Annotated in this window: 23 protein-coding genes; 5 read left to right on the forward strand and 18 right to left on the reverse strand. The window is 32.6% G+C overall.

Features of this window, described 5'->3' with window-relative positions:
- Nucleotides 1–34: 34 nt before the first annotated feature.
- From H574_RS0110980 to H574_RS0111005, 6 genes are all read right to left on the reverse strand, one after another.
- Nucleotides 35–1,000 carry a TIGR03571 family LLM class oxidoreductase gene (locus H574_RS0110980; protein WP_036227582.1) on the reverse strand — a complete coding sequence of 322 codons (966 nt, stop codon included), beginning with the start codon at nucleotides 998–1,000 and terminating at the stop codon, nucleotides 35–37.
- 58 nt (nucleotides 1,001–1,058) lie between these two features.
- Complete coding sequence (locus tag H574_RS0110985; RefSeq protein ID WP_027880627.1) at nucleotides 1,059–1,997, reverse strand: aldo/keto reductase; 939 nt, start codon at nucleotides 1,995–1,997, stop codon at nucleotides 1,059–1,061.
- Between the two features lie 4 nt (nucleotides 1,998–2,001).
- Nucleotides 2,002–3,207: an MFS transporter gene (locus H574_RS0110990; RefSeq protein ID WP_027880628.1), complete on the reverse strand. Its 1,206-nt coding sequence runs from the start codon at nucleotides 3,205–3,207 to the stop codon at nucleotides 2,002–2,004.
- 2 nt (nucleotides 3,208–3,209) lie between these two features.
- Nucleotides 3,210–3,962 carry a type 1 glutamine amidotransferase domain-containing protein gene (locus H574_RS0110995; protein ID WP_027880629.1) on the reverse strand — a complete coding sequence of 251 codons (753 nt, stop codon included), beginning with the start codon at nucleotides 3,960–3,962 and terminating at the stop codon, nucleotides 3,210–3,212.
- Nucleotides 3,963–4,086: 124 nt separating this feature from the next.
- Nucleotides 4,087–4,659, reverse strand: coding sequence for a Crp/Fnr family transcriptional regulator (locus tag H574_RS0111000; protein ID WP_027880630.1), 573 nt, complete (start codon nucleotides 4,657–4,659; stop codon nucleotides 4,087–4,089).
- 16 nt (nucleotides 4,660–4,675) lie between these two features.
- Nucleotides 4,676–5,035, reverse strand: coding sequence for a winged helix-turn-helix transcriptional regulator (locus H574_RS0111005; protein WP_027880631.1), 360 nt, complete (start codon nucleotides 5,033–5,035; stop codon nucleotides 4,676–4,678).
- 105 nt (nucleotides 5,036–5,140) lie between these two features.
- Between H574_RS0111005 and H574_RS0111010 the strand changes: the two genes are divergently transcribed.
- The 5 genes from H574_RS0111010 (at nucleotide 5,141) to H574_RS0111030 (ending at nucleotide 9,049) form a co-directional block, all read left to right on the forward strand.
- Complete coding sequence (locus tag H574_RS0111010) at nucleotides 5,141–5,734, forward strand: NAD(P)H-dependent oxidoreductase (RefSeq protein WP_027880632.1); 594 nt, start codon at nucleotides 5,141–5,143, stop codon at nucleotides 5,732–5,734.
- Nucleotides 5,735–5,774: 40 nt separating this feature from the next.
- Nucleotides 5,775–6,293, forward strand: coding sequence for a peroxiredoxin-like family protein (locus H574_RS0111015; RefSeq protein ID WP_027880633.1), 519 nt, complete (start codon nucleotides 5,775–5,777; stop codon nucleotides 6,291–6,293).
- 9 nt (nucleotides 6,294–6,302) lie between these two features.
- A complete protein-coding gene (locus H574_RS0111020) occupies nucleotides 6,303–6,935 on the forward strand; it encodes a transglutaminase-like domain-containing protein (protein WP_027880634.1) in 633 nt (210 codons plus the stop codon).
- A 224-nt stretch (nucleotides 6,936–7,159) separates the two neighbouring features.
- Entirely contained in the window at nucleotides 7,160–8,059 is a 900-nt protein-coding gene (locus H574_RS0111025) for an EamA family transporter (protein ID WP_027880635.1), read from the forward strand.
- Nucleotides 8,060–8,398: 339 nt separating this feature from the next.
- A complete protein-coding gene (locus tag H574_RS0111030) occupies nucleotides 8,399–9,049 on the forward strand; it encodes a hypothetical protein (RefSeq protein ID WP_027880636.1) in 651 nt (216 codons plus the stop codon).
- Nucleotides 9,050–9,446: 397 nt separating this feature from the next.
- Here the strand turns inward: H574_RS0111030 and H574_RS0111035 are convergent, their stop codons facing one another.
- From H574_RS0111035 to H574_RS0111090, 12 genes are all read right to left on the reverse strand, one after another.
- Nucleotides 9,447–10,106 carry an aspartate/glutamate racemase family protein gene (locus H574_RS0111035; RefSeq protein ID WP_027880637.1) on the reverse strand — a complete coding sequence of 220 codons (660 nt, stop codon included), beginning with the start codon at nucleotides 10,104–10,106 and terminating at the stop codon, nucleotides 9,447–9,449.
- Between the two features lie 2 nt (nucleotides 10,107–10,108).
- A complete protein-coding gene (egtD, locus tag H574_RS0111040) occupies nucleotides 10,109–11,056 on the reverse strand; it encodes an L-histidine N(alpha)-methyltransferase (RefSeq protein ID WP_027880638.1) in 948 nt (315 codons plus the stop codon).
- Entirely contained in the window at nucleotides 11,057–12,205 is a 1,149-nt protein-coding gene (gene egtB, locus H574_RS0111045) for an ergothioneine biosynthesis protein EgtB (RefSeq protein ID WP_027880639.1), read from the reverse strand.
- Nucleotides 12,206–12,299: 94 nt separating this feature from the next.
- Entirely contained in the window at nucleotides 12,300–12,500 is a 201-nt protein-coding gene (locus H574_RS0111050; RefSeq protein WP_027880640.1) for a hypothetical protein, read from the reverse strand.
- 3 nt (nucleotides 12,501–12,503) lie between these two features.
- Nucleotides 12,504–13,604: an MBL fold metallo-hydrolase gene (locus tag H574_RS0111055; protein ID WP_027880641.1), complete on the reverse strand. Its 1,101-nt coding sequence runs from the start codon at nucleotides 13,602–13,604 to the stop codon at nucleotides 12,504–12,506.
- A 22-nt stretch (nucleotides 13,605–13,626) separates the two neighbouring features.
- Complete coding sequence (locus H574_RS0111060; RefSeq protein WP_027880642.1) at nucleotides 13,627–15,516, reverse strand: monovalent cation:proton antiporter-2 (CPA2) family protein; 1,890 nt, start codon at nucleotides 15,514–15,516, stop codon at nucleotides 13,627–13,629.
- A 3-nt stretch (nucleotides 15,517–15,519) separates the two neighbouring features.
- Nucleotides 15,520–16,113 carry an NAD(P)H-dependent oxidoreductase gene (locus H574_RS0111065; RefSeq protein WP_027880643.1) on the reverse strand — a complete coding sequence of 198 codons (594 nt, stop codon included), beginning with the start codon at nucleotides 16,111–16,113 and terminating at the stop codon, nucleotides 15,520–15,522.
- Nucleotides 16,114–16,139: 26 nt separating this feature from the next.
- Nucleotides 16,140–16,937: an SDR family NAD(P)-dependent oxidoreductase gene (locus tag H574_RS0111070; protein ID WP_027880644.1), complete on the reverse strand. Its 798-nt coding sequence runs from the start codon at nucleotides 16,935–16,937 to the stop codon at nucleotides 16,140–16,142.
- A 129-nt stretch (nucleotides 16,938–17,066) separates the two neighbouring features.
- Nucleotides 17,067–18,029, reverse strand: coding sequence for a hypothetical protein (locus H574_RS0111075; RefSeq protein ID WP_027880645.1), 963 nt, complete (start codon nucleotides 18,027–18,029; stop codon nucleotides 17,067–17,069).
- 111 nt (nucleotides 18,030–18,140) lie between these two features.
- A complete protein-coding gene (locus H574_RS0111080) occupies nucleotides 18,141–19,001 on the reverse strand; it encodes an AraC family transcriptional regulator (protein ID WP_027880646.1) in 861 nt (286 codons plus the stop codon).
- A gap of 98 nt (nucleotides 19,002–19,099) precedes the next feature.
- Nucleotides 19,100–20,197 (reverse strand): L-dopachrome tautomerase-related protein, encoded by a 1,098-nt coding sequence (locus H574_RS0111085; RefSeq protein ID WP_051169881.1) that lies wholly within the window; start codon nucleotides 20,195–20,197, stop codon nucleotides 19,100–19,102.
- Between the two features lie 2 nt (nucleotides 20,198–20,199).
- A complete protein-coding gene (locus tag H574_RS0111090) occupies nucleotides 20,200–21,033 on the reverse strand; it encodes a DUF4437 domain-containing protein (RefSeq protein ID WP_027880648.1) in 834 nt (277 codons plus the stop codon).
- Nucleotides 21,034–21,063 lie beyond the last annotated feature (30 nt).

Here is a 21,063-nt window from a genome sequence, read left to right on the forward strand (position 1 = left end):
AACGGTTTAAGAACTTTCTTAAACCGCTATGAAATTAATGTATAAATTCTGGAAGCACAACTTTTTCAATTTTTGAAATCGTCTCATCCAAAGGTGTATCAGATTTTCGTAAATGTAATGCCATGTGGTTTACACCTGCCTCTTCGTAGGCTTTTAATAATTCGGTTAAATGATTAATACCAATTGCACCACCAAATCGATGTGGTTTAAATGTGGCATCATCATCTTGTAACAGATTTAAATGAAATGCCGAAATATAAGGTTTGCAAGCCTGATCTGTATCGTATAACGCTTCGCACCATCGTTTACGGTTTAAATAGGTTTCTTCTGGTGTTCTTGGGTAATTAAACCAACCGTTGGCATTTTTGGCAATCCACTCAAGACTTTGTCCGGAATGTCCTGCAACAACTAGCGGAATCTGATGTTTTGGTTTTGGGTACACCTCAACATCTTTATTTAAAAATGGATATATGGTAGATAAATCGCTGTTGGTTTTCCAAGCCTCTTGCATAATATTAAGATGATCTCTAAACAATTTTGGTCGCTCTTGATAATCTATGCCATACATAGGAAACTCAACAGGTCTATCACCCAAACCCAAGCCTAAAATAAGTCGGCTATCACTTAGATGTTCTATCGTAGCGGTTGCTTTAGCTAGTTTTATAGGTTGATGTAAAGGTGAAACTATTGCAGCTGTACCTAACAACACATTTTTAGTTGCGGCAGATAAATAGCCTAAATAACTTAAGGTGTCAAATAACTGTGTGCCATCACCAAAATTAGGATCGTAAACGGGTACTTCTCTAATCCAAACTGCAGCAAAACCAGCCTTATCAATTTGTTTAACGTACTGTAAATGCTTGCTTATATCTGGCACGCCAAATGGTCTACCGTCTTCCTTTCGTTTTTTATCGCCTTCTAAAGACCAATCGTTATCTAAAGGAAACTCAATACCAAGCGTCATTTTGCCTGGTGTGTAGAGTTTATCAAAATTTTTCATAGCAATTTTTTGAATTCAATAACATCAGGTAACTACACAGCTACCTGATGTTGTTTTATTAAGCATTCCAAATACTGTCTGCGGTATACGGACCGTTTTCAACTTCCCAAAATGTACCATCTATAAAACGATGATTTTTATCTAAAGCTTCAATACGTTTCATATCGTCTTCTTTCAATTCAAAATGAATGGTATCAAAGTTTTCTTGTAGACGTTTTGGGTTAACCGATTTTGGTATGACTGAAACACCACGTTGTATGTCCCAAGCTAAAAGTACTTGTGCTGCAGTCATGTTATTAGCGGTTGCGATGTCGTTAATAGTCTTGTTTTTCAACAAAATTAATTCGTCATCATCATTTGCACCAGAACCAATTGGTGCATAAGCTGTCATGTGAATGCGATGTGTTTTAGCAAATTCTAACAGTTCGTTTTGTTGTAAAAACGGATGCACTTCTACCTGAAGCATTTCTGGTAAATGTTTAGCATGATCAATAATATTTATCAAATCATTTTGGTTGAAATTACTCATCCCAATATGCTTGGTTAAGCCTTGCTCTAAAGCATCTTCCATACCTTTCCATGTGTCCGTAAGAGGTTTGTCTTCAAGCGGAATAAATTCTTCTGCTGTTTTAGGAAACTCGACACCTTTTTTAAAGGCAACTGGCCAATGGATGAGATATAAATCTAAATACTCTAACTGTAAATCGTTTAAGGTGTTTTGTAACGCAGGAATAACGTTTTCTCTTCCATGAGAATCGCTCCATAATTTTGAAGTAATCCATAAGTCTTCACGTGTAACAATACCTTCTTTAATGGCATCTGCAATCGCGTTTCCCACTTCTTTTTCGTTACCATATACTGAAGCACAATCAATATGTCTATATCCAATTTTTATAGCTTCGTATACAGACGTGTACACTTCATTAGGTTCTGATCTAAAGGTACCAAGACCTAAGATTGGAATTTCGTCGTTATTTCTAAATTGTAAAGTTTTCATTGTTCTAAAGTTTTTCTTTTTTGTATAAAATCAAAGTGATTAAAAAGCCGACTATTACTAATATGCTTCCAACCCAAGGTGTTGCGCCAACACCAAGCGAAGATTCAACAATAAGTCCACCAACATAAGCGCCAATTGCAATACCTACATTAAAGGCTGCTATATTTAAAGCAGATGAAACATCTTCGGTACCTGGTAAATATTTTTCAGACATTTTTACCACATACAATTGTAAAGCAGGCACATTAGAAAAAGCTAATATGCCCATAAAAAATAGTGTAACAACCGACCATATTTGGCTAGATGCTGTAAAATAAAGTATAAATAATACTATAGCTTGTAAGGCAAACATCACCATTAAGGCTTTTCCTGGCTTTTTGTTAGATACTTTACCACCAATAACATTTCCTAACGCTATTGCGATACCGTAAACTAGTAATAAAATACTCGTCATATTTCCTGAAAAACCAGTAACTTCTTCTAATAATGGTGCTAAATAAGTAAAGGTTACAAAAGTACCACCATAACCTAAAGCTGTGATAGCAAGCACAAGTAAAATAGAACGATTTTTAAGTACTTTTAACTGATCTACAATACGAAGTGGTTTTGATGTTTTAATCGACGCTGTTACCAATAAGTAACTTGCTACTGCACCAATAATTCCTAAAATAGCAACACTTATAAAGGTGGCACGCCATCCAATATTTTGACCTATATAGGTTCCTAATGGTACACCTGTAACGATTGCTACAGTTAAACCAGCAAACATTATAGAAATAGCAGAAGCACGTTTATCTTCCGGTACTAAACTAGCCGCAATAGTTGAGCCTATTGAAAAGAACACACCATGCGCAAAACCTGTTAAGATTCTTGCTAAAATTAGTAAGATAAAACTTGGTGCAATAGCTGCCAATCCGTTACCAATTATAAACAATAGCATTATAGCAATTAGCAGACGTTTTCTTGCTATTTGACTTGTTAAAGCGGTTAATACTGGCGCACCAATTGCAACACCAACTGCGTATAAACTGACTAATAAACCTGCAGAGGATATTGAGGTGTTTAAATCGTTTGCTACTGTTGGCAGTAAGCCAACAATAACAAACTCTGTAGTTCCTATACCAAATGCACTAATGGTTAATGCCCATAATGCTGCTGGTAAACTTTTACGTTTAGATTTAGCTTTTAGAGTTGCTGTTTGCGTTTTCATTTTTAGTGTTTATCCTCTAAAAGTTCTACAATTTTTTCTGCTGTTAATTTTGCAGAAGCAGGATTTTGACCTGTTACTAAACGTTCATCTACGCTTACTTTTTCCTGCCACATAGCTGCTTTATCTACAGTCGCACCACGTTCAATAAGTTTATCTTCTAATAAAAATGGCACCACGTTTTCTAATTTTACATTAGCTTCTTCTTCATTAGTAAATACGCTTACCGTTTTACCTTCAACTAAATAATTACCATTAGATAATTTAATATTTACTAAAGCCGAAGGACCATGACAAACAGCTGCTACAACACCGTCGTTTTCATAAATTTTTGCAGCAATTTTTGCTAGCTTTTTATTGTTTGGAAAATCCCACATTGTGCCATGTCCGCCAGCATAATAAATGGCATCGTAATCTTTAGCTTTTACTTTTGAAACTTTTAATGTGTTTTGAAGTTTATTCTGAAATGTTGAATCATTCCAATATTTATTATTCACTTCATCTTTAAGATCGAAACCATCTACTGGTGGATTGCCGCCTTCTGGACTTACTAAGGTTATTTCATAATTATTAGCTTCAAAAACCTCGTAAGCATGGGTAACTTCACTTAAATAATAACCAGTGTCTTTACCTGTATCACCTAATTCTTGATGACTAGATAGCACCATTAATACGCTTGGTTTGTCTTGTTGTGTTTGTGCTATTAAGGCAATGCTAAAAAGCAAAGCGATTGCTGAGAAATAAAATTTTGTTTTCATTGTTTTGTTTTTTGTTTTAAAATTCTGGTACAAAATTCAATGAAAAGCACTACTTGTGCGAGGATGTATGTCACGATTTTAAAGTGATGTATCGCAACAAAAAAATGTGATGTATATCACTTTTTTAACCTTTAAAACGGCTTAAGGTTTCTCTAGATACACCTAAATAGGCTGCAATCAGTTTTTTAGGTACGCGCTGTACTAATTTTGGAAGTTTAAATAATAAAGCGTCGTAACGTTCTTCGGCAGTTTGTGTTAATAAAGACAGGATACGTTGCTGCAAACCGATAAATCCGTAATTAGATTTTATTCGGAAGAAATTTGCCATAGCAGGAATTTTTTGACAAATGGTTTCACGACTTTCTAAAGACAAACAGAAAAACTCAGAATCTTCAATACAATCTACAAAAATTGTGGCAGGTATTTGATGCTGAAATGCATAATAGTCGCTAACCCAATAGTCTTCCATAGCAAACTGAAGAATGTGCTCGCTACCTTTTTCATCTACAGCATAAGATTTTATTAGTCCGTTGATAATCCAAAATTCACAATCTACAGGTTGTCCTGTTTGAATTAAAAACTGATGTTTTTTAAGTTTTTTATGTTCAAAATGAGGTGCAATAAAATTCCACTCTTCATCAGTAAGTGTTACAATTTCTTCAAAATGTTGTTTTAAGAGTTGGTATTTGTCTTGCATGCTGCAAAAATAGAAATTATAAAGTTACAATTCTGCATGCCTCAAACTCTATTTCATTATAGCTGTCTTGAGTCCATTGGCTCAAACTTTTAAGAATTGGTAGTAAAGCTTTGCCTTTTTCAGATAAAGAATATTCTACACGTGGTGGTATTTCGGCATATTTTTTTCTAATAATAATCCCATCTTCTTCAAGCTCTCGTAATTGTTCTGTCAATACTTTTTTTGATATGGTAGGTGTAAACATTAACAACTTACCAAAGCGTAAACTTCCGTTAGCTAATAAGTAAATTAAAATCGGTTTCCACTTATTTCCTATAACATTCATGGCATGAACTAAAGAACATACATTTGGATTATCAATGACCTTTCTTCCCATTAGTTACCGTTTTGTAACCACTTTATAATGTGGTTTATTTTATATTAGTTTCAAAAATAAACTATTATTAGTTTCTTTGCAATACTAATTTAAAATTTTATAAAAATGAAAAATATTTTAATTATTAATGGTCATCAATATTATCCCTTTGCAGAAGGAAAATTAAATCAATCTTTTGTTGAAAAACTATCAGCTCAATTAAAAGAGGCTAACTTAAATATCAAAACTACCGTAACTCAAAATGAATACAATGTAGATGAGGAAGTAGAAAAATTTCTTTGGGCAGATGTGGTATTTTTACAAACGCCCTTAAACTGGATGGGCATTACGTGGTCGTTTAAAAAATATATGGATGATGTATTTACCGCAGGAATGATGGGAAAACTATCGCAAGGTGATGGTCGTACTTCTGAAGCACCAAAAAAGAATTATGGTTTAGGTGGTTTGTTAAAAGGCAAATATATGATGTCTGTAACTGCAAATGCGCCTAAAGAGGCTTTTAACAATCCTGACGAGCCTTTTTTTGCTGGTAAAAGTGAAGACGACTTGTTATTACCAATGCATCTCAACTTTAAATGGTTTGGTTTAGAGCCTTTAAAAACATTTTTTGCTTACGATGTGATGAAAAATCCAGATATTGAAAATGACTTTGCAAGATTTGAAAAACATATAAATGAAGAACTAATTCAAAAACTATAATCCATTAAAGAGCTCTCTCTTTAAATAAAAAAACTATAAAATGAACAGACCAACACCAAAGCACGCAGCACCAAATTTAACTTTTCCGGTATTAGATGGTAACGAATGGCAGATTAACAATCAGCAACCAGAAAATTTCACTTTAGTGGTTTTTTATAGAGGTTTACATTGCCCATTGTGCAAAAAATATTTACAACAATTAGAAGAGTTATTACCAGAATTTAAAGAAAGAGGCGTTAACGTTATTGCTGTAAGTATGGATTCTGAGTCTAGAGCACGCTTATCACGTCAAAAATGGGAACTATCAGAATTACAATTAGGTTATAACTTAGATTTAGAAACAGCTAAAAACTGGGGATTATATTTAAGTAAAGCTGTAAAAGACGGTGAACCAGACACATTTAGTGAACCAGGACTATTTTTAATAGACAATAACAATAAAGTCTATTATTCTGCTATAAATAGTAATCCTTGGGGAAGACCTTATTTACCGTCATTTGTAAAGGCTGTAGATTATATTGTGTCTTCAGGTTATCCTGCAAGAGGCGAAATGTTATAAATTTGTAATATGGATTACACCGAAAAAACATATTATTACGACTACGACAGTTCTGTCATAAAAGATATTATAAAAAACGTCGAACATTTAACTTCTCAGCAAGATATTATAGAACAATTGTATCTAAAGGTTAGAGATGGTTGGCGTTATTTACCTTTTAATATTGGTTTAACAAAAGTACATTTTAAAGCTAGTAATATTGCAAAAAAACCAGATGGACATTGCATAGATAAAGCCATTTTATACATTGCTTGTTTACGCGCCTTTAATATTCCTGCAAGGTTACATTTAGCTAAAGTATCTAACCACATTGCTACAGAACGTTTAGAAAAAGTGATTGGCACTAACGAGCTGGCACCTCATGGTTTGGTAGATGTATTTTATAATGGCAAATGGGTTAAATGTTCGCCTGCGTTTAATAAAGAACTATGTACTATTTACAATGTAGATGTTTTAGATTTTAATGGTACCGAAGATGCTGTGTTGCAAGAATACAATAAAGACGATCATAAATTTATGACCTACATTGAAGATTATGGTCATTTTGAAGATGTCCCTTTAGAATTTATAAAGGATACATTTAAATCAAATTATCCTAGTCTTTATGAAAGATTTAAAGGTCAGGGTCATATTGTAATTTAAAACAAACATAATTTGCAATCAGAACTAAGTCAGATACAAGCCTTTTTAACCTTTTTATAAAAATTATTCATTCTGTAATTACACAATTTACATCCAAATCATAATGATTTGTTCCTGAATATTTCTTAAAAAAGAAAACTCGCGAATGTTTTCTAGTATAAAAAGTTAAAAAACATTTTCAAAAAAAGATTTAAACAGTGTAAAAACTTATATTCGCGCCCATTATGTGGATGTATTTAGGGCTTTTAGCAGCACTTTTTTTAGGTTTACACAACTTATGTAAAAAACATGCGGTACGTGGTAACGAATCTTTCCCTGTATTACTAGGAACTGTGGTTAGCGGGTTTATATTTATAGCTTCTTTCTATGTATTATCTATTTTTTATCCAGAGTATGCACAGCAACATGGCTATAATTTTCAAAATATATCTTGGTCTCAACACGGGTTTATAATAATAAAGTCTTTAATAATGGCTGGATCATGGCTTCTAGCCTATCAAGCTTTAAAACATTTACCCATTACTATTGTCACACCAATTAGGTCTGCTGGTCCTTTTTTCACATTTATTGGTGCTATTTTTATATATAAAGAAGCACCTAATGCTTATCAATGGGTTGGTTTTTTTCTTATCATTTTTTCGGTACTTCTTTATTCTAAAATAGGAAAAAAGGAAGGTATTGTTTTTAAGAAAAATAAATACATTTTCGCTATTATTGGTGCCACATTTTTAGGTGCTAGTAGCGGTTTATATGATAAATTTTTAATTCAGAGTTTAAATTTAAATCCACAAACATTACAATTTTGGTTTAGTTTTTACACCATAATTATTTTAATACTAATTTTAAGCATAACTTGGTTTCCTTACAAGCATAAACGAGCTGCTTTTAAATTTAGATGGAGCATTATAGCTGTTGGTGTGTTACTTCAAGCTGCAGATTATTTCTATTTTAAAGCTCTACAAGATCCAGAAGCATTAATTATGCTTCTATCGGCAATAAAACGAAGTCAAATTTTGATTGCTGTTTTGGTAGGAGGCATCATTTTTAAAGAACAAAATAAGCGAAAAAAACTAGTACCTCTTTTTGGGATTTTACTTGGTGTATTTTTAATATTATACGCTTAAACGTTATTTATTAATTATTCTAGAAGTTAGTTAAAAATAATCATTTTAGTTGCATATTCTAAACACTATAACATGCTTAAGAGATCTTACATTTTAACTTTAATTAGATTGCAAAAAAGTTTTAACACTTTAATCTATAGCAATTTAGAATGTTTCTATGCAAAATTATTTAAGAAAACCTTAATCTTTTTAAATAACATTAGTAACTTACATGAATGTAGACTTTAATAAATTGTTTAGGAAAAATTATTTTCATTAACATATAAAACCTTGAGCTTTTTAAATCAAAAGATATTAAACAAAATATCTATTATAAATGTATTTATAATAGTTTGTTTTATGGCCTCTATTTTTTTAAGTCTATTTAAAGAAAAAGACTCTTTAATTTACACTTTACCCTTAACAGTTATATGTTTATTAATTAAATATATTTCTGTTAAAAACACTAAAACACACATGCTTTATGCACTAAGTTTAGTTTGTGTTATAATTGCTGATGTATTGATTTTTTCTGATTTTAAAACCAATTTTATATATATAACCCTTTTAAATGGATTGTTTTTATTATGTAATCTAGCTGTTTTAAAACGCTATTTACATGAGCAGAAAATAAAAAAAATTTTAACGCCTTCTGTTTTAATTAGTGTTGCGCTTGTGGCTTATGTGTTTTTTTATGTACTTCGATTATTAATTGAAACATTACCCAACAACCAAGTATTTTTTGCGTTTTGTACAATGTCTTTTTTTGCAGCTTTTTTTATAGTTATAGCTCTTATTTATTTAAGTCAATTATACCAAAATGGACTAATTTTACTAATTGCAGGTATTTCTTATTTCTTTCAAATGTTTTTTAGTTTGATTAATGAATTTTTACATTATGACAAGATATTTACAACTCTTATTGTAATAAGTCATATAGTCGCTTTGTTTTTACTTACTAAATTTATTTCTGTTACAAAGCCTACAGATACTCAAATCTCTATTGATTAACTTGAAACCAAAATGGTTTATTTCCTGACGTATCAGTGTTTTTTGTATAAATAATACATCCAATCTTTAACTGGCTATATAATTTTAACAAGATCATTAGCTTATTTGTTCACTCCTAGACAGTAGATAGGAATAATTACCTTATAAATATTTAACGTAAACTTATGCCATATACTCTATTAATATAATTAGCAAGTTTTCCTTGTGTAATGGCTTCGTCTGTTAATTTATAAGTAATTTTATTATGTTTTTCTTCGATAAGCAATTAGGTGTAAGCTATTGCTTAAGCTGCTCTACTAGTGTAAGTACACTTGCTTTTTTCCGGCAGAATTTCGTGTTTCACCATCTTTAATATAGATAAATATGTTCCTAAAAATGTCAAATATTAAACCTACTTCTATAGCAAATTTATTGCACTTTCAATTTGCAATTGCGCCATATCAAGTATTGTATCGTTTTTAGGTTTAATAATTGATAGTTCTGTACACGCCAAAACAATGGTGTGTTTTAATGCGTATGTATTACATAAATTGAAGTATGAATCCATTAAATCATCGGTTTCGGTATGATTGTAAATAGCTTGTCTTACAGTATCAATAAGCTTCATTTCTGATGCATTAGGTACTAAAACATCTATATTATGAGCATTTAAAGCGTCTTTTATATAATTTGAAGACATGGTATATATAGAACCAAACACTACAACTTTATTTAATTGTTTAGCCTTAATAGCATTTATTGTTAAATGAATAGGATGAATAATTTGTTGTGGAATTAACATCTCATCTAGCGTTTCATGAAGTGTAATATTAGGAATTAATACATGTGAAGTTTTAAATGATTGGATGGCTGAAAATGATGGTTGTAATACGTCTTTTAGAGCTTTTGAAGGTTTAGGAAGTAATGTGTTTATTGCATGAAAGTTAACGTTATACAGAACCAACGGACAGGTACTATAACCACCAAACTTGGCATTATATTCTTTATTAAGTGCTTGTAAATAAAAGGCTGTAGACCGACTTCCTAATCCTAAAACTACTAGTGTATTATCACTCATAACTAATGGCGTTTTAAGATATAATCTGCAAAATAAGCTTTGCTGTCTAAAATTTTATCTTCTATTGTAAAATCGGTATTTGCAATAACACTATGAATTAATTTATCATTATACTTTCTTGAAATTTCAGTATGAATTTTTTCACCTTCATCAAAATCAAACGTAGCATTCATAGCTTTAATGCTTACTGTTTGCGCTTTTGTGCTTAAAATATAGCTTTCAGCAATACCTTTAACGGCATCATATTTTGGAAGATGTTCAAAATTATCTAAATTAAAATTGGCTTCTAACTCGTTGTTAATTCGCTCTAAAATATTTAAATTGAATTGTGCTGTAATGCCTTTAGAATCGTTATAAGCTGGTAATACGATATCTTCAGATTTTATTAAATCTACACCCAATAAAAGCATATCATTTTTTTGAAGGTTAGCACTTAAATTATAAATGAATTGTTGCGCTATTACATCATCCATATTGCCAATATTAGAACCTAAAAACAAAATAACCTTTGGTTTATTATTGTGTTTTAATGATGCTAAAACCTCAAAATAATCACCTTGTTTTGGTGTTACAGCTACATTTGGTAAAGTTTTATTTAAATCCTTTTGTAATAACTGTAATGCATTTGCCGAAATATCTATAGGTATATATTCAAAATTAAAATGCTGATCTATCAAAGCTTTAAGCAAATGTTTGGTTTTTAACCCATCGCCAGCACCAAGTTCAATAAGTTCAAAATGGCTATTGGTTTTTAACTGCAAAGCCTCAATTAAAGCGTTTGTTTTGTTTTGAAAAATTTCTAACTCGCATCGTGTTAAATAGTACTCTGGCAAGTTCATTATTTCTACAAAAAGCGCATCGCCTTTTTTATCATAAAAGTATTTTGAAGGCAATGTTTTAAGAGGTTGCTCTAAACCTTTCCTAACGTCTTCTTTAAATGTATTTGTCATCTATTTTACAAGTCTAATTCCTGTGTATTGCCAGCGTTGTGCTGGATTAAAAAAATTGCGATACGTTGGTCTGCTATGGTTTTTAGACGTTGCAACAGAAGCACCTCTTAACACCATTTTACTGCTCATAAATTTTCCGTTATACTCACCTACTGCCCCATTTTCTTTTACAAAGTTTGGGTATGGTAAATAAGCGCTATTTGTCCATTCCCAGCGTTTTCCCCAATCAAATTTTCGTGATGCAATTTCCCATTCAAATTCTGTAGGCAATCGCATACCTTTCCATTCTGCAAACGCTTGCGCTTCAAAAAAACTAACATGACTTACTAGTGCTAACGGATCTACCTTTTGCAATCCAGCTAAGGTATATTGGTACCATTCATCATCTTTTTTATGCCAATATAAAGGTGCTTTAATGTTGTTTTGGTTTAACCATGTCCAACCTTCATCTAACCAAAGATTAAAATCTGAATACGCACCAGAATTCATAAATTCTAAATACTCACCATTTGTCACCAAATGGGTATGTATTTCAAAATCATTTAAGTGTACTTGATGCACGCCTAATTCATTATCATAACAAAAATCATCACCTTGATAACCAATGGTATAATTCCCAGATTTTATGGTTACTAACGCGTTATCTGTATTGTAATCTTTCACTAAATTATAGTCGGAATTAAACACAGGAAATAACGGATTATGACCCAGCATGTATTTAACATCGGTTAACAAAAGTTCTTGATGTTGTTGCTCATGATTTAAACCAAGCGTAACCAAGTCTAACAGTCTTTTATTGGTTGTAGCGTTTAAAAGTGTCATCATGTGTTTATCTACATAACTTCTGTATTCAAACACTTTATCAATACTTGGTCTAGACATATTGCCTCTGTTGGCTTGCAAAATACGAGAGCCAACATTATTGTAATAACTATTGAACAAAAAGTTGAAATCATCATTAAACACCTTATAATTTTTACTGTATGTTTTTAGAATAAATGTTTCAAAAAACCAAGTAGTATGTGCTAAATGCCATTTTGCTGGACTTGCAAATTGTACCACTTGAATTGAAAAATCTTCAATAGTTAAATGCTTGCAAAATGAGAGTGTTTCTTGACGTATTTGCTGATATTTTGTGCTTAATGTCATTATTCTAATCCTTTTTTTAACGGATTCCAAAACGGTTTAATTTTTAACTGTTTTGCGCTGTAACCTAATTCTTTCTTAAGATACTGATTTAAAATTAAACAAACTCTGCTAGTTGCTTACTTTCGCCTTCGGTATAGTACACAATCATATAAAAAGGGACTTGATGTGCTTTTTCTGGGTGATGGTCTTTAACCAAATCTCTACGAGTGGCTAAACTTTCAATGGTAAGAATCTCTATACCAGAATTATTTGGTTTTTTTGTATTAAACTCAATATTTGGGATATCTTTTGGCATCAATTATTTCCACCAATTTTTTGTTGTAAAACTGCTATCTTTAATATATATTTCTTCACCAATTTTAGGTGTTACCACATTTAATTTTTTTGTTTTTGCTGTTGCTGTAAATCGCTCTACAGGATCTGTCCATGAATGCATTGCAAGTTTAAATGCGCCCCAATGTATTGGCATTACTTTTTTCGCATTTACATCAATTCCGGCTTGTACCGTTTCTTCAGGAAACATATGTATGTCTGGCCACATTTTGTTGTACTGACCGCATTCTATCATGGCGAAGTCAAACGGACCGTACTTCTCGCCTATTTCTTTAAAATGATCTGCATAACCACTATCGCCACTAAAGAAAATATTGTCATTTTTGGATTGAATTACCCACGACGACCATAATGTTTTTGCCCTATCGGATAATCCGCGACCAGAAAAATGTTGCGCTGGTGTACATACAAATTTTAAATCATTAAACGTGGTTTCTTGCCACCAGTCGAGTTCTGTAATTTTGTTTTTATCAACGTTCCATTCAAGTAAATGTGCACCAACGCCAAGTGGCATATAAAAGTGACCAACTTTATCTTTTAAAGCCTTTATCGATTCGTAATCTAAATGATCGTAATGATCGTGAGAAATTAGTACGGCATCAATTTTTGGTAATTGTCCAATTGTAATTGGCAATTCTTCAGAAAAACGCTTACTTCCTAAAGTTGGATGTGGCGCAGGAACACTGCTTAACATCGGGTCTATCAAAATAGTTTTACCTTGAGTTTGCAGTAAAAATGTTGAATGCCCAAACCAAACTAACCGTGTATCACCTTTGTAATTAGCAATATTTAAAGAATCAATTTTTATTGAAGGTAAATCGTGTTCTGGTTTTGTATTTGGCTGACTTTTAAAAAAGCCCATTAACGCTTTACCCATATCTTTTAAACTCATATCGAGTTTAACATCTTTGGTGTTTTTAAATACACCATCCTTATAATTTTTTGAAGTTTTATAACTTTCAATTGCTTCTTTAGATGATTTTCCGCCAAATTGAGGACTAAATTGTAAAAATAACACCACAACCAATGCGATTGCAGCAACAACTATTACGATGCTTAACACCATTCGTTTTAAAAATTTTAAAAGTTTACGCTTCACTAGATTTTTCTAATTGCTTTCTAATATGTTCGCTATCCCAATGATTATCGTAGGCTACAATGCCTCGTTTAAAGTCATCTTCAAGCAATTTTTCTTGCTGTTCTATTTCTTTTCTCGCCATAAACACATAGTCTTCTTCCCGCTTAGGTTCAGAAGCTAACCGCCTTAAACTAGCTTCATCATACTTAATAAAATTCTGTACTTGACGGTTTAAAGTATATTTTCTAAAGCCTAGTTTATTAAGTGCATCACTCGCCAACGCTAAAGATGTATCTAAAGTTTCACGGTAAATATTAGTTACATCAAGATTTAATAACTCGTAAGCGTCGTAACGGTTTTTAGTACGAACCAACATCTCAACATGCGGATATTTTTCTTTTATAATTTTACTGATGGCTTTGGCTACAGAAACTTTGTTTGTGGCACAAATAAGCAATTTAGCTTCTGCAATTCCTGCGGATTCTAACAAATCTTCGCGTGTGGCATCACCATAATACACTTCAAATCCCATTTTACGAAGGAAATCGACACGGTTAGAATCGAAATCTAAAATGGTGGCTTCTACGCCATGAGAACGCAAAAATCTGCCAACCGTACTACCAAAATGTCCAAAACCAACTAATATTACTTTTTGCGATTTAGCGATATGATCCATTGGTCGTTTTATAGATTCTTTAGTACCTACTTTTGGAAGAATTAACCGCTCATTGATTACTGCTAAAATTGGTGTTAACGACATAGATACTGCAGTTATTACTAGCATCATATCCATTTGTTCTTGCTCTAAAATATTAAGCTGAAAGGCGAACGATAACAATACAAATGCAAACTCACCTACTTGAGCTAAACTAAAGGTTAACAATACATTTTGATCGAGTTTTAATTTGAAAATACGCCCTGTAATAAATAATACCAACGCTTTTATGGCAACAATAGCGAGTAAAATACCGCCAATTGTTAACGGGCTATTCGCAATCACCACAAAATTAATAGAGGCACCAACTGCCATAAAAAAGAGACCGAGTAGAAGGTTTTTAAACGGTTCTAGCGTGCTTTCTAACTCGTGTTTAAACTCGCTTGTAGATAAAACCACACCACCTAAAAAGGCACCTAATGCAGGGCTTAAGCCTACAAATTCCATTAAATATGAAATCCCGAAAACAATTAAAAATGCAGCAGCAATCAACAATTCTCTAACACCTGTTTTAGCTACTTTGCGCAACATAGGTATCACTACAAAACGACCAGCCAATACAATAACAACAACAGATAAAATAATGGCTAAAGTTTGTAATCCTATAGGTAAACTTTCAATTAAACTTGATGTAGAATGTGATGCTTCATTACTCGTATGTTCCGAAGAATTACTTAATAATGGTAAAGCACCAATCATAAATATGACGATGATATCTTGGAATAATAAGATGGAAAACGAGCTTGAACCAAAGGTGGTATTCATTAATCCTTTTTCCTTTATAGTTTGCAAAGCAATTGCGGTTGATGACAGTGCTACAGCCATACCAATAGCGAGTGCAACCTGCCATTCGTAACCTAAAAATACAAAGAACACATAAGTTAGACCTACTGTTAATGCCACTTGTATTCCACCCATACCAAGTATGGATTTTCGCATGTTCCAGAAATTTTTTGGTTCAATTTCTAGACCAATTAAAAACAGCATTACTACAACGCCAAACTCTGCAAAGTGTAAAATATCTTCACCTTCTTCACCAATAAACCCGAACACATAAGGACCAATGAGTACACCTGCTAATAAATATCCAATTACCGAACTTAAACCCAATCGTTTAGCTATTGATACACAAATAATGGCACCAGCAAGAAAAACAATCGCTTCAAATAATAAACTTCCAGACATACGTTACGCGTTTAAAATTTCTAAATCGTTAAGAAAAGAACAATTGGATAGCTGCGTTGCATTAAAATCGCCTTGCAACAAATCAATTAATTGTTCATATTTGTTGGCATAATTAAGTAAATCAACATCAGATAAATGATGCGTACCCATAACAGCAAAAGGTGGAAAATAGTTCATTCCACACAATGTAGCAGTTTGTTCAAAAGGTCTTAAAAATTCATTTATTGTATAGGTATTATAGCCTTCTGTACAATACACTTCGCGAGATCCTCCAGTAGTAATAACATTAAAAACGGTTTTATTTTTCAGTACTTTTCCGTGTGGACCGTATGCCCAATTAAACTCTAGAACTAAATCTTTCCATTGCTTTAAAATGGCTGGACTACTGTACCAATACAACGGATGATGCCAAATAACAATATCGTGTTGAAGTAGTAACTCTTGTTCTTGTTGCACATTAATATGAAAGTTAGGATAATGCTCATACAAATCGTGAAATGTTACGTGCGCCTTATCTTTTAATCGGTCGATAAGCGTAGCATTGACTCTTGATTTTTCAAATTTGGGATGTGCGAAAAGAATGAGTACTTTTTTCATTGGCTGGTTTAGGTTTATTAAAAAAACTATTGACTTGTAATTTCTTCAGTTAAAGTTACTAATAATTTCACTTTGTCTTCAGCATACGCATCAGGATGCGCATTATTGTAACTTCCTCTGTCATTGTCAAAATATGTGCCTGATTGGCTTTTATGACGTTCTGACACTGCTAAGTCGTAAAGAATGTCTACACCTTTTTCTGCAGGCGACCAATGCTGCCCGTAAGCTTCGTTTGCCATTTTGGTATTTAATAACGATCCTGGATTTACTGCAATAGTGGTAATATTTGGATGTTGTTTTGCAAAGCTGAACGACCACATCGTTAAAGCCAACTTACTTTGCGCATAACTTTCACTTGCGTTTACTGTAGCATCACCCGAAAGAACACCTTTTTGAACACTAGATTGTGCTGCCGAACTTAAATTAACAATTCTAGGTTCTGAACCTTTTTCTAAAACCGAAATAATGTTTTCTGTTAAGATGAAAGGCGCCAGATAATTAACTGCCATTCTAATATCTAAACCGTCTTTGGTTTTGTTTGTGGCTGTTTTGTATATACCAGCGTTATTAATAAGAATATCTAATTTATAAACATCCTTATTAATTTGTTTGGCCATTTGTCTCACAGCATTTAAATCTGAAAAATCGGCTATAAAACCTTTTATGTTTTTGTTGTTTGAAGCTTCTTTTAGCTCGCCTATTACTGCATTTAATTTGTCTTCACTTCTACCGTGAAGATATATTTCGTGTCCTTCTTTGGCTAATTTTAATGCGGTTAGTTTCCCTATTCCGTCTGTACTTCCTGTAATTAATATGGTTTTCATTGTGTTTTATATTTTTGATGAAATGTCGGTTCGAGAGAAGTTATCTATATTATTTTTTTCAGAAATTGTTCTATAGAAAAATTACTCGAACTGACGTTCCTTTATTTTTATCTATTGTATTTTGTCCATTTAAAATGGCGCAACAGTATCTTTGGGTCCATCAGGTAAACTCCAGCGTTGGCGTGCTGTAACACTTTCTAATGCCACATCTTTAATTGAACTACTGCTTATGTTCCCATAGCTACTCGTACTTCCACGTGGTATTTGCATATTATCGCCATACAGCCAAACTACTAAATTACTACGTTGCCCGCTTTCAATTGGATGTGTGGCGTGTGGTACATTACCTCTGTGAATGATGGCTTTACCTGGTTGAAACTTGGTTTGTACCGTTTTACCAGAAGCTTTATCATAGAAGTCTACTATAGAACCCGTAAATTCTTCATCAGGTAAATTAGTATTGATATTTAAAGTTGCTGATGAAGCATCGGTATGCGCATGCAAATCTTTGTCTTTATCTGGATTGTACTGTATTGAAAATCCGAATGTCTGATTATCGTAACCGTAAGTTCCTAATAACAATCGAGAAATGGGACGCATATAACGGTCCATAATAGCGTTATAAAATGCTTGAAAACTTGGTGCTGCCAAATGCCCTTCAGAACGTGGGTCTAACATCATTCCGTAACGGTTTAATTGAATACCGTAAGGTGCACGTTTTGGAATTCCGGAATTAACCACATCTTCTAAATACGTTCTAAAATCGGCTAAACGTTCTAAATCGAAAAACTGTGTTTCGTACACACCGGGAATAATTTCTTCCCATAAATCGGCTACAGCAACTTCTTTTTCTGGGTTTTCCCAAGCATCGTTAATGGCTTTACGTAATTTTGGATCAAGTAAAGATTCATTTGGTAACAGTAAATTGTCTTTGTTTTCTAGTTCCCATTCCGCCCAAGCAGCTTCTAATAATTCACTGTTATCGTTCCAAAATTTTGAAACTGATGGATCTCGTCTTAATGATAATTCTCTTGATGGCACTTCTAAAGCAAGCGCTTCTTTAAGTGCGTTTGTATGTTCTATTGTTTTCATGATAAATTTTTATTGTTACTTATTTACACCACAAAAGTATTCCTGATAAGAAGCTATTTTTTGGTAGAAAACAATGTGGTTTTGGTAAAAAATAAGGTTTCTAGTAAAAAACTAGACTAAACTAGCTTTATACACACTTAAACTGATGCCTTTATAGGTTTTAAAGGTTTTATTTAAATGACTAGAATCAGTAAAACCAAGTTCTAATGCAATTTCAGAATCTTGTGCATCAGTGTACTTTAAGCGGGTTTCTACCAACTTTAATTTGTAGTTAATGATATACTTTTTAAGAGAAACATCGGTATGTTTTTTAAAATATTCACTAATGTAATTATCAGCCATATGAAATTCATTGGCTAAACTTTTAGTAGTTAGTAATTCCGAATTATAAATGTTAGAATGAATATAGTTAATGATTTGCTGAATTTTTGAAGATTTGATTTCTTTTACTGTTGAAGTATTCAAATACTGAATATTACGCGCAATTAAATGAAGAATTACAGACAATGAATTTTGAATAATGAAAATATCGTGAGTTTGGGTATTTAAATATTCCGTAGCTACCATATTGACTAAAGACACTAAATGCGACCTGTCTGAAGTTGTTTCAAACTGCATTTCGCGTAGTTGATGGCTTTCGCTATTCAAAATTTCTTCAATTTTACGAAACCAATCGTTTACGGGTAATTCTTGATTTTGTGAGTTGGTATTTCTAAAGAAACTCTTTAAAAACTTAATGGCAATGGTACTTGTAGCCGTTTCGGGTTCAAGGATATAAAAATCATCTGGAACAAATACAAAAATGCTATTTGGTGAATAATTAACCGTATTTCCGTTTATTTTAATGCGTCCACTACCCGATTCAAAATATAAAATCTCGAAAAAACGAATGCTGGTATATTCGCAAAACGAAAAAAACGTTTGGTCTTTGTACTGTTGTATAACAATATTTTCTAAAATCGTTCTTGCCATAATTATAATTAATTAAACCTTCTAAAAAATGAAAAAGCCACACCTTATAAAATATAAATCGTGGCTTTTTTTGCTATTAATCAAACTAAACTTAAAATCTATCTGTAAGGAACTCCATTTACAATAGGTTTAAACCTAAAAATATAAAACGGTGTAGATGATTTATCCTTTCCATTGTTAAAAACAGCGCCATTATTAACCTGTGCTGCAGAAACGTACATATAACCATCGACATGATTGTAACTTACACCATCTGGCCAAACCATATTTTTATGTTTTGCAATGGTTTTTACACTTTTATCTTTTGCAGAAACCACTGCTACACTTTGCGTTTCAAGCGCTGTTAGATAAATGTTTCCATCCATATCAATACTCATTCCGCCATTGTTAGGTTTTTTAGAATAGGTTTCAATTTTAGTATCTAAATCGGCATCAGTATAAGCTTCATTTACTAAATCTGAAGTTTTAATTCTGTAGATTTTTGTTCCGTTTAATGGACCGTAATAAATATATTCAAAATCTTTATCGGCAGTAATTCCATCATTACCAACCAATAAATTGTTTCCATTTACTGCCAAATGTTTACCATTAATAACCGTTGGTGTATTTTCTGGTTTTGTGGTTCGTGTTCCTTCCAAAATGCGACGTGTTTTTCCAGTTTTCATATTTACAATAATGAAAGCAGCTTGACTTCCATCGCCACCATTACCAATACCTTCGTCTGCAATAATGAAATAACCGTGTTTGGTATCTACGACCATATCGTTGGGCTGTGCAATCTTTGGAACTGACGATTTTGGCAAGTAATAAATACGCTCTAAACTATTGATTTTTGTATTCCAACCCACAATTTTAGGTGTTACGTTATTACGTTGTGCCATATCTATCATCCAGATAATGCCATTTTCGTCATTACGGATTCCCAACACATTACTTAAATAATTGTCGTCTGTGTCTCTTGGTAAATTCCACGCTTTATTTGGAAACGGTTTGCTTTCTTTGGTTTTTGCATCCATAATCATCACACGATTTTCGGGTGCAAAAAATGGATGATGGCTATAAACTAAATCGCCATTGTTAGTAAATGTAATGTTACCAACTGCCTGATTTGTAGTGGCAAATACTTCTGCTTCTTGAGCTTGGGTATTTAATTGAAATAAACTAAAACAAACAAGCATATTTTTAAAGAATTTCATTGTTATTTTATTTTGAATTTACCATTAGAACGGATGTAAATAACCGTTTCTGTATCTGTACTTAAACGTGGTGAAGCTTTTTCTTCTGCGCCAAAATAAGAACCTGGTTCCAACACATTTTCGTCATCTTTTTTAGAAAATTGATGCGTTACTTTACCAGAAATAACCACAGCTCTAAAGTTTGGACTTAAGTTTTTAATTTTACCCTTGAAACCAGCTGGTAATTTTAAAAGAGTAGCACGCAGTTGATTTTTTTCGTGACTTCCCCATAAAAAAGCAGTTTCCACATTACTTTTTTCTGAAACCCATTCAATATCATTAGCATTTAACCAAACTAAATTGGTTTTATCAACGTTTACTGGTTTTTCGCCATTATCAAACGCTTCTGATGTTGGTTTTACCAAATATGGTCCTTCTTGAATATCTAAAAACGCCATATTATCTTCGGCATCAGCAGCTGTAATATGTGCTTCACCAGCAGGTTGTTGCCAATATGAACCAGCTGGCAACCATTGTTTTTCGGCATTTTCATCATCATTATGCAACAAACCTTTAATTACGACACCACGATAGGTGATGTTGTGAATATGTGGTGGTGATGAAAACCCTTTTTTAAATTTTACTAAAAAACCTGCAGGTTCATTTTTTGTACGGTCTCCCCAAAGTTTTCCTGCAGCAGGACTTTTATCGCCTCTTAAAGGATTTAACCATCCCCATTCTACATTGTCTGCAGTAACGACTTCATTTTTAGATTTTCTAAAATCTGTTGTTGGTGTTTGGGCAAAAGCCGTAACACTTAATAACAGCGTTACTAATGTTGTTGTGATTGATTTCATAGTTTTTGTTTTATTGATTAAAAACGAAAA

Origin of the sequence: Mesoflavibacter zeaxanthinifaciens DSM 18436 (assembly GCF_000422365.1) — a bacterium.
GTDB lineage: Bacteria > Bacteroidota > Bacteroidia > Flavobacteriales > Flavobacteriaceae > Mesoflavibacter > Mesoflavibacter zeaxanthinifaciens.

Excerpts from the sequence above, each read along its gene's own strand:
- H574_RS0110980 (WP_036227582.1), bottom strand. The coding sequence starts at position 1,000 with ATGAAAAATTTTGATAAACTCTACACACCAGGCAAAATGACGCTTGGT.
- H574_RS0110985 (WP_027880627.1), bottom strand. The coding sequence starts at position 1,997 with ATGAAAACTTTACAATTTAGAAATAACGACGAAATTCCAATCTTAGGT.
- H574_RS0110990 (WP_027880628.1), bottom strand. The coding sequence starts at position 3,207 with ATGAAAACGCAAACAGCAACTCTAAAAGCTAAATCTAAACGTAAAAGT.
- H574_RS0110995 (WP_027880629.1), bottom strand. The coding sequence starts at position 3,962 with ATGAAAACAAAATTTTATTTCTCAGCAATCGCTTTGCTTTTTAGCATT.
- H574_RS0111000 (WP_027880630.1), bottom strand. The coding sequence starts at position 4,659 with ATGCAAGACAAATACCAACTCTTAAAACAACATTTTGAAGAAATTGTA.
- H574_RS0111005 (WP_027880631.1), bottom strand. The coding sequence starts at position 5,035 with ATGGGAAGAAAGGTCATTGATAATCCAAATGTATGTTCTTTAGTTCAT.
- H574_RS0111010 (WP_027880632.1), top strand. The coding sequence starts at position 5,141 with ATGAAAAATATTTTAATTATTAATGGTCATCAATATTATCCCTTTGCA.
- H574_RS0111015 (WP_027880633.1), top strand. The coding sequence starts at position 5,775 with ATGAACAGACCAACACCAAAGCACGCAGCACCAAATTTAACTTTTCCG.
- H574_RS0111020 (WP_027880634.1), top strand. The coding sequence starts at position 6,303 with ATGGATTACACCGAAAAAACATATTATTACGACTACGACAGTTCTGTC.
- H574_RS0111025 (WP_027880635.1), top strand. The coding sequence starts at position 7,160 with ATGTGGATGTATTTAGGGCTTTTAGCAGCACTTTTTTTAGGTTTACAC.
- H574_RS0111030 (WP_027880636.1), top strand. The coding sequence starts at position 8,399 with ATGGCCTCTATTTTTTTAAGTCTATTTAAAGAAAAAGACTCTTTAATT.
- H574_RS0111035 (WP_027880637.1), bottom strand. The coding sequence starts at position 10,106 with ATGAGTGATAATACACTAGTAGTTTTAGGATTAGGAAGTCGGTCTACA.
- egtD (WP_027880638.1), bottom strand. The coding sequence starts at position 11,056 with ATGACAAATACATTTAAAGAAGACGTTAGGAAAGGTTTAGAGCAACCT.
- egtB (WP_027880639.1), bottom strand. The coding sequence starts at position 12,205 with ATGACATTAAGCACAAAATATCAGCAAATACGTCAAGAAACACTCTCA.
- H574_RS0111050 (WP_027880640.1), bottom strand. The coding sequence starts at position 12,500 with ATGCCAAAAGATATCCCAAATATTGAGTTTAATACAAAAAAACCAAAT.
- H574_RS0111055 (WP_027880641.1), bottom strand. The coding sequence starts at position 13,604 with ATGGTGTTAAGCATCGTAATAGTTGTTGCTGCAATCGCATTGGTTGTG.
- H574_RS0111060 (WP_027880642.1), bottom strand. The coding sequence starts at position 15,516 with ATGTCTGGAAGTTTATTATTTGAAGCGATTGTTTTTCTTGCTGGTGCC.
- H574_RS0111065 (WP_027880643.1), bottom strand. The coding sequence starts at position 16,113 with ATGAAAAAAGTACTCATTCTTTTCGCACATCCCAAATTTGAAAAATCA.
- H574_RS0111070 (WP_027880644.1), bottom strand. The coding sequence starts at position 16,937 with ATGAAAACCATATTAATTACAGGAAGTACAGACGGAATAGGGAAACTA.
- H574_RS0111075 (WP_027880645.1), bottom strand. The coding sequence starts at position 18,029 with ATGAAAACAATAGAACATACAAACGCACTTAAAGAAGCGCTTGCTTTA.
- H574_RS0111080 (WP_027880646.1), bottom strand. The coding sequence starts at position 19,001 with ATGGCAAGAACGATTTTAGAAAATATTGTTATACAACAGTACAAAGAC.
- H574_RS0111085 (WP_051169881.1), bottom strand. The coding sequence starts at position 20,197 with ATGAAATTCTTTAAAAATATGCTTGTTTGTTTTAGTTTATTTCAATTA.
- H574_RS0111090 (WP_027880648.1), bottom strand. The coding sequence starts at position 21,033 with ATGAAATCAATCACAACAACATTAGTAACGCTGTTATTAAGTGTTACG.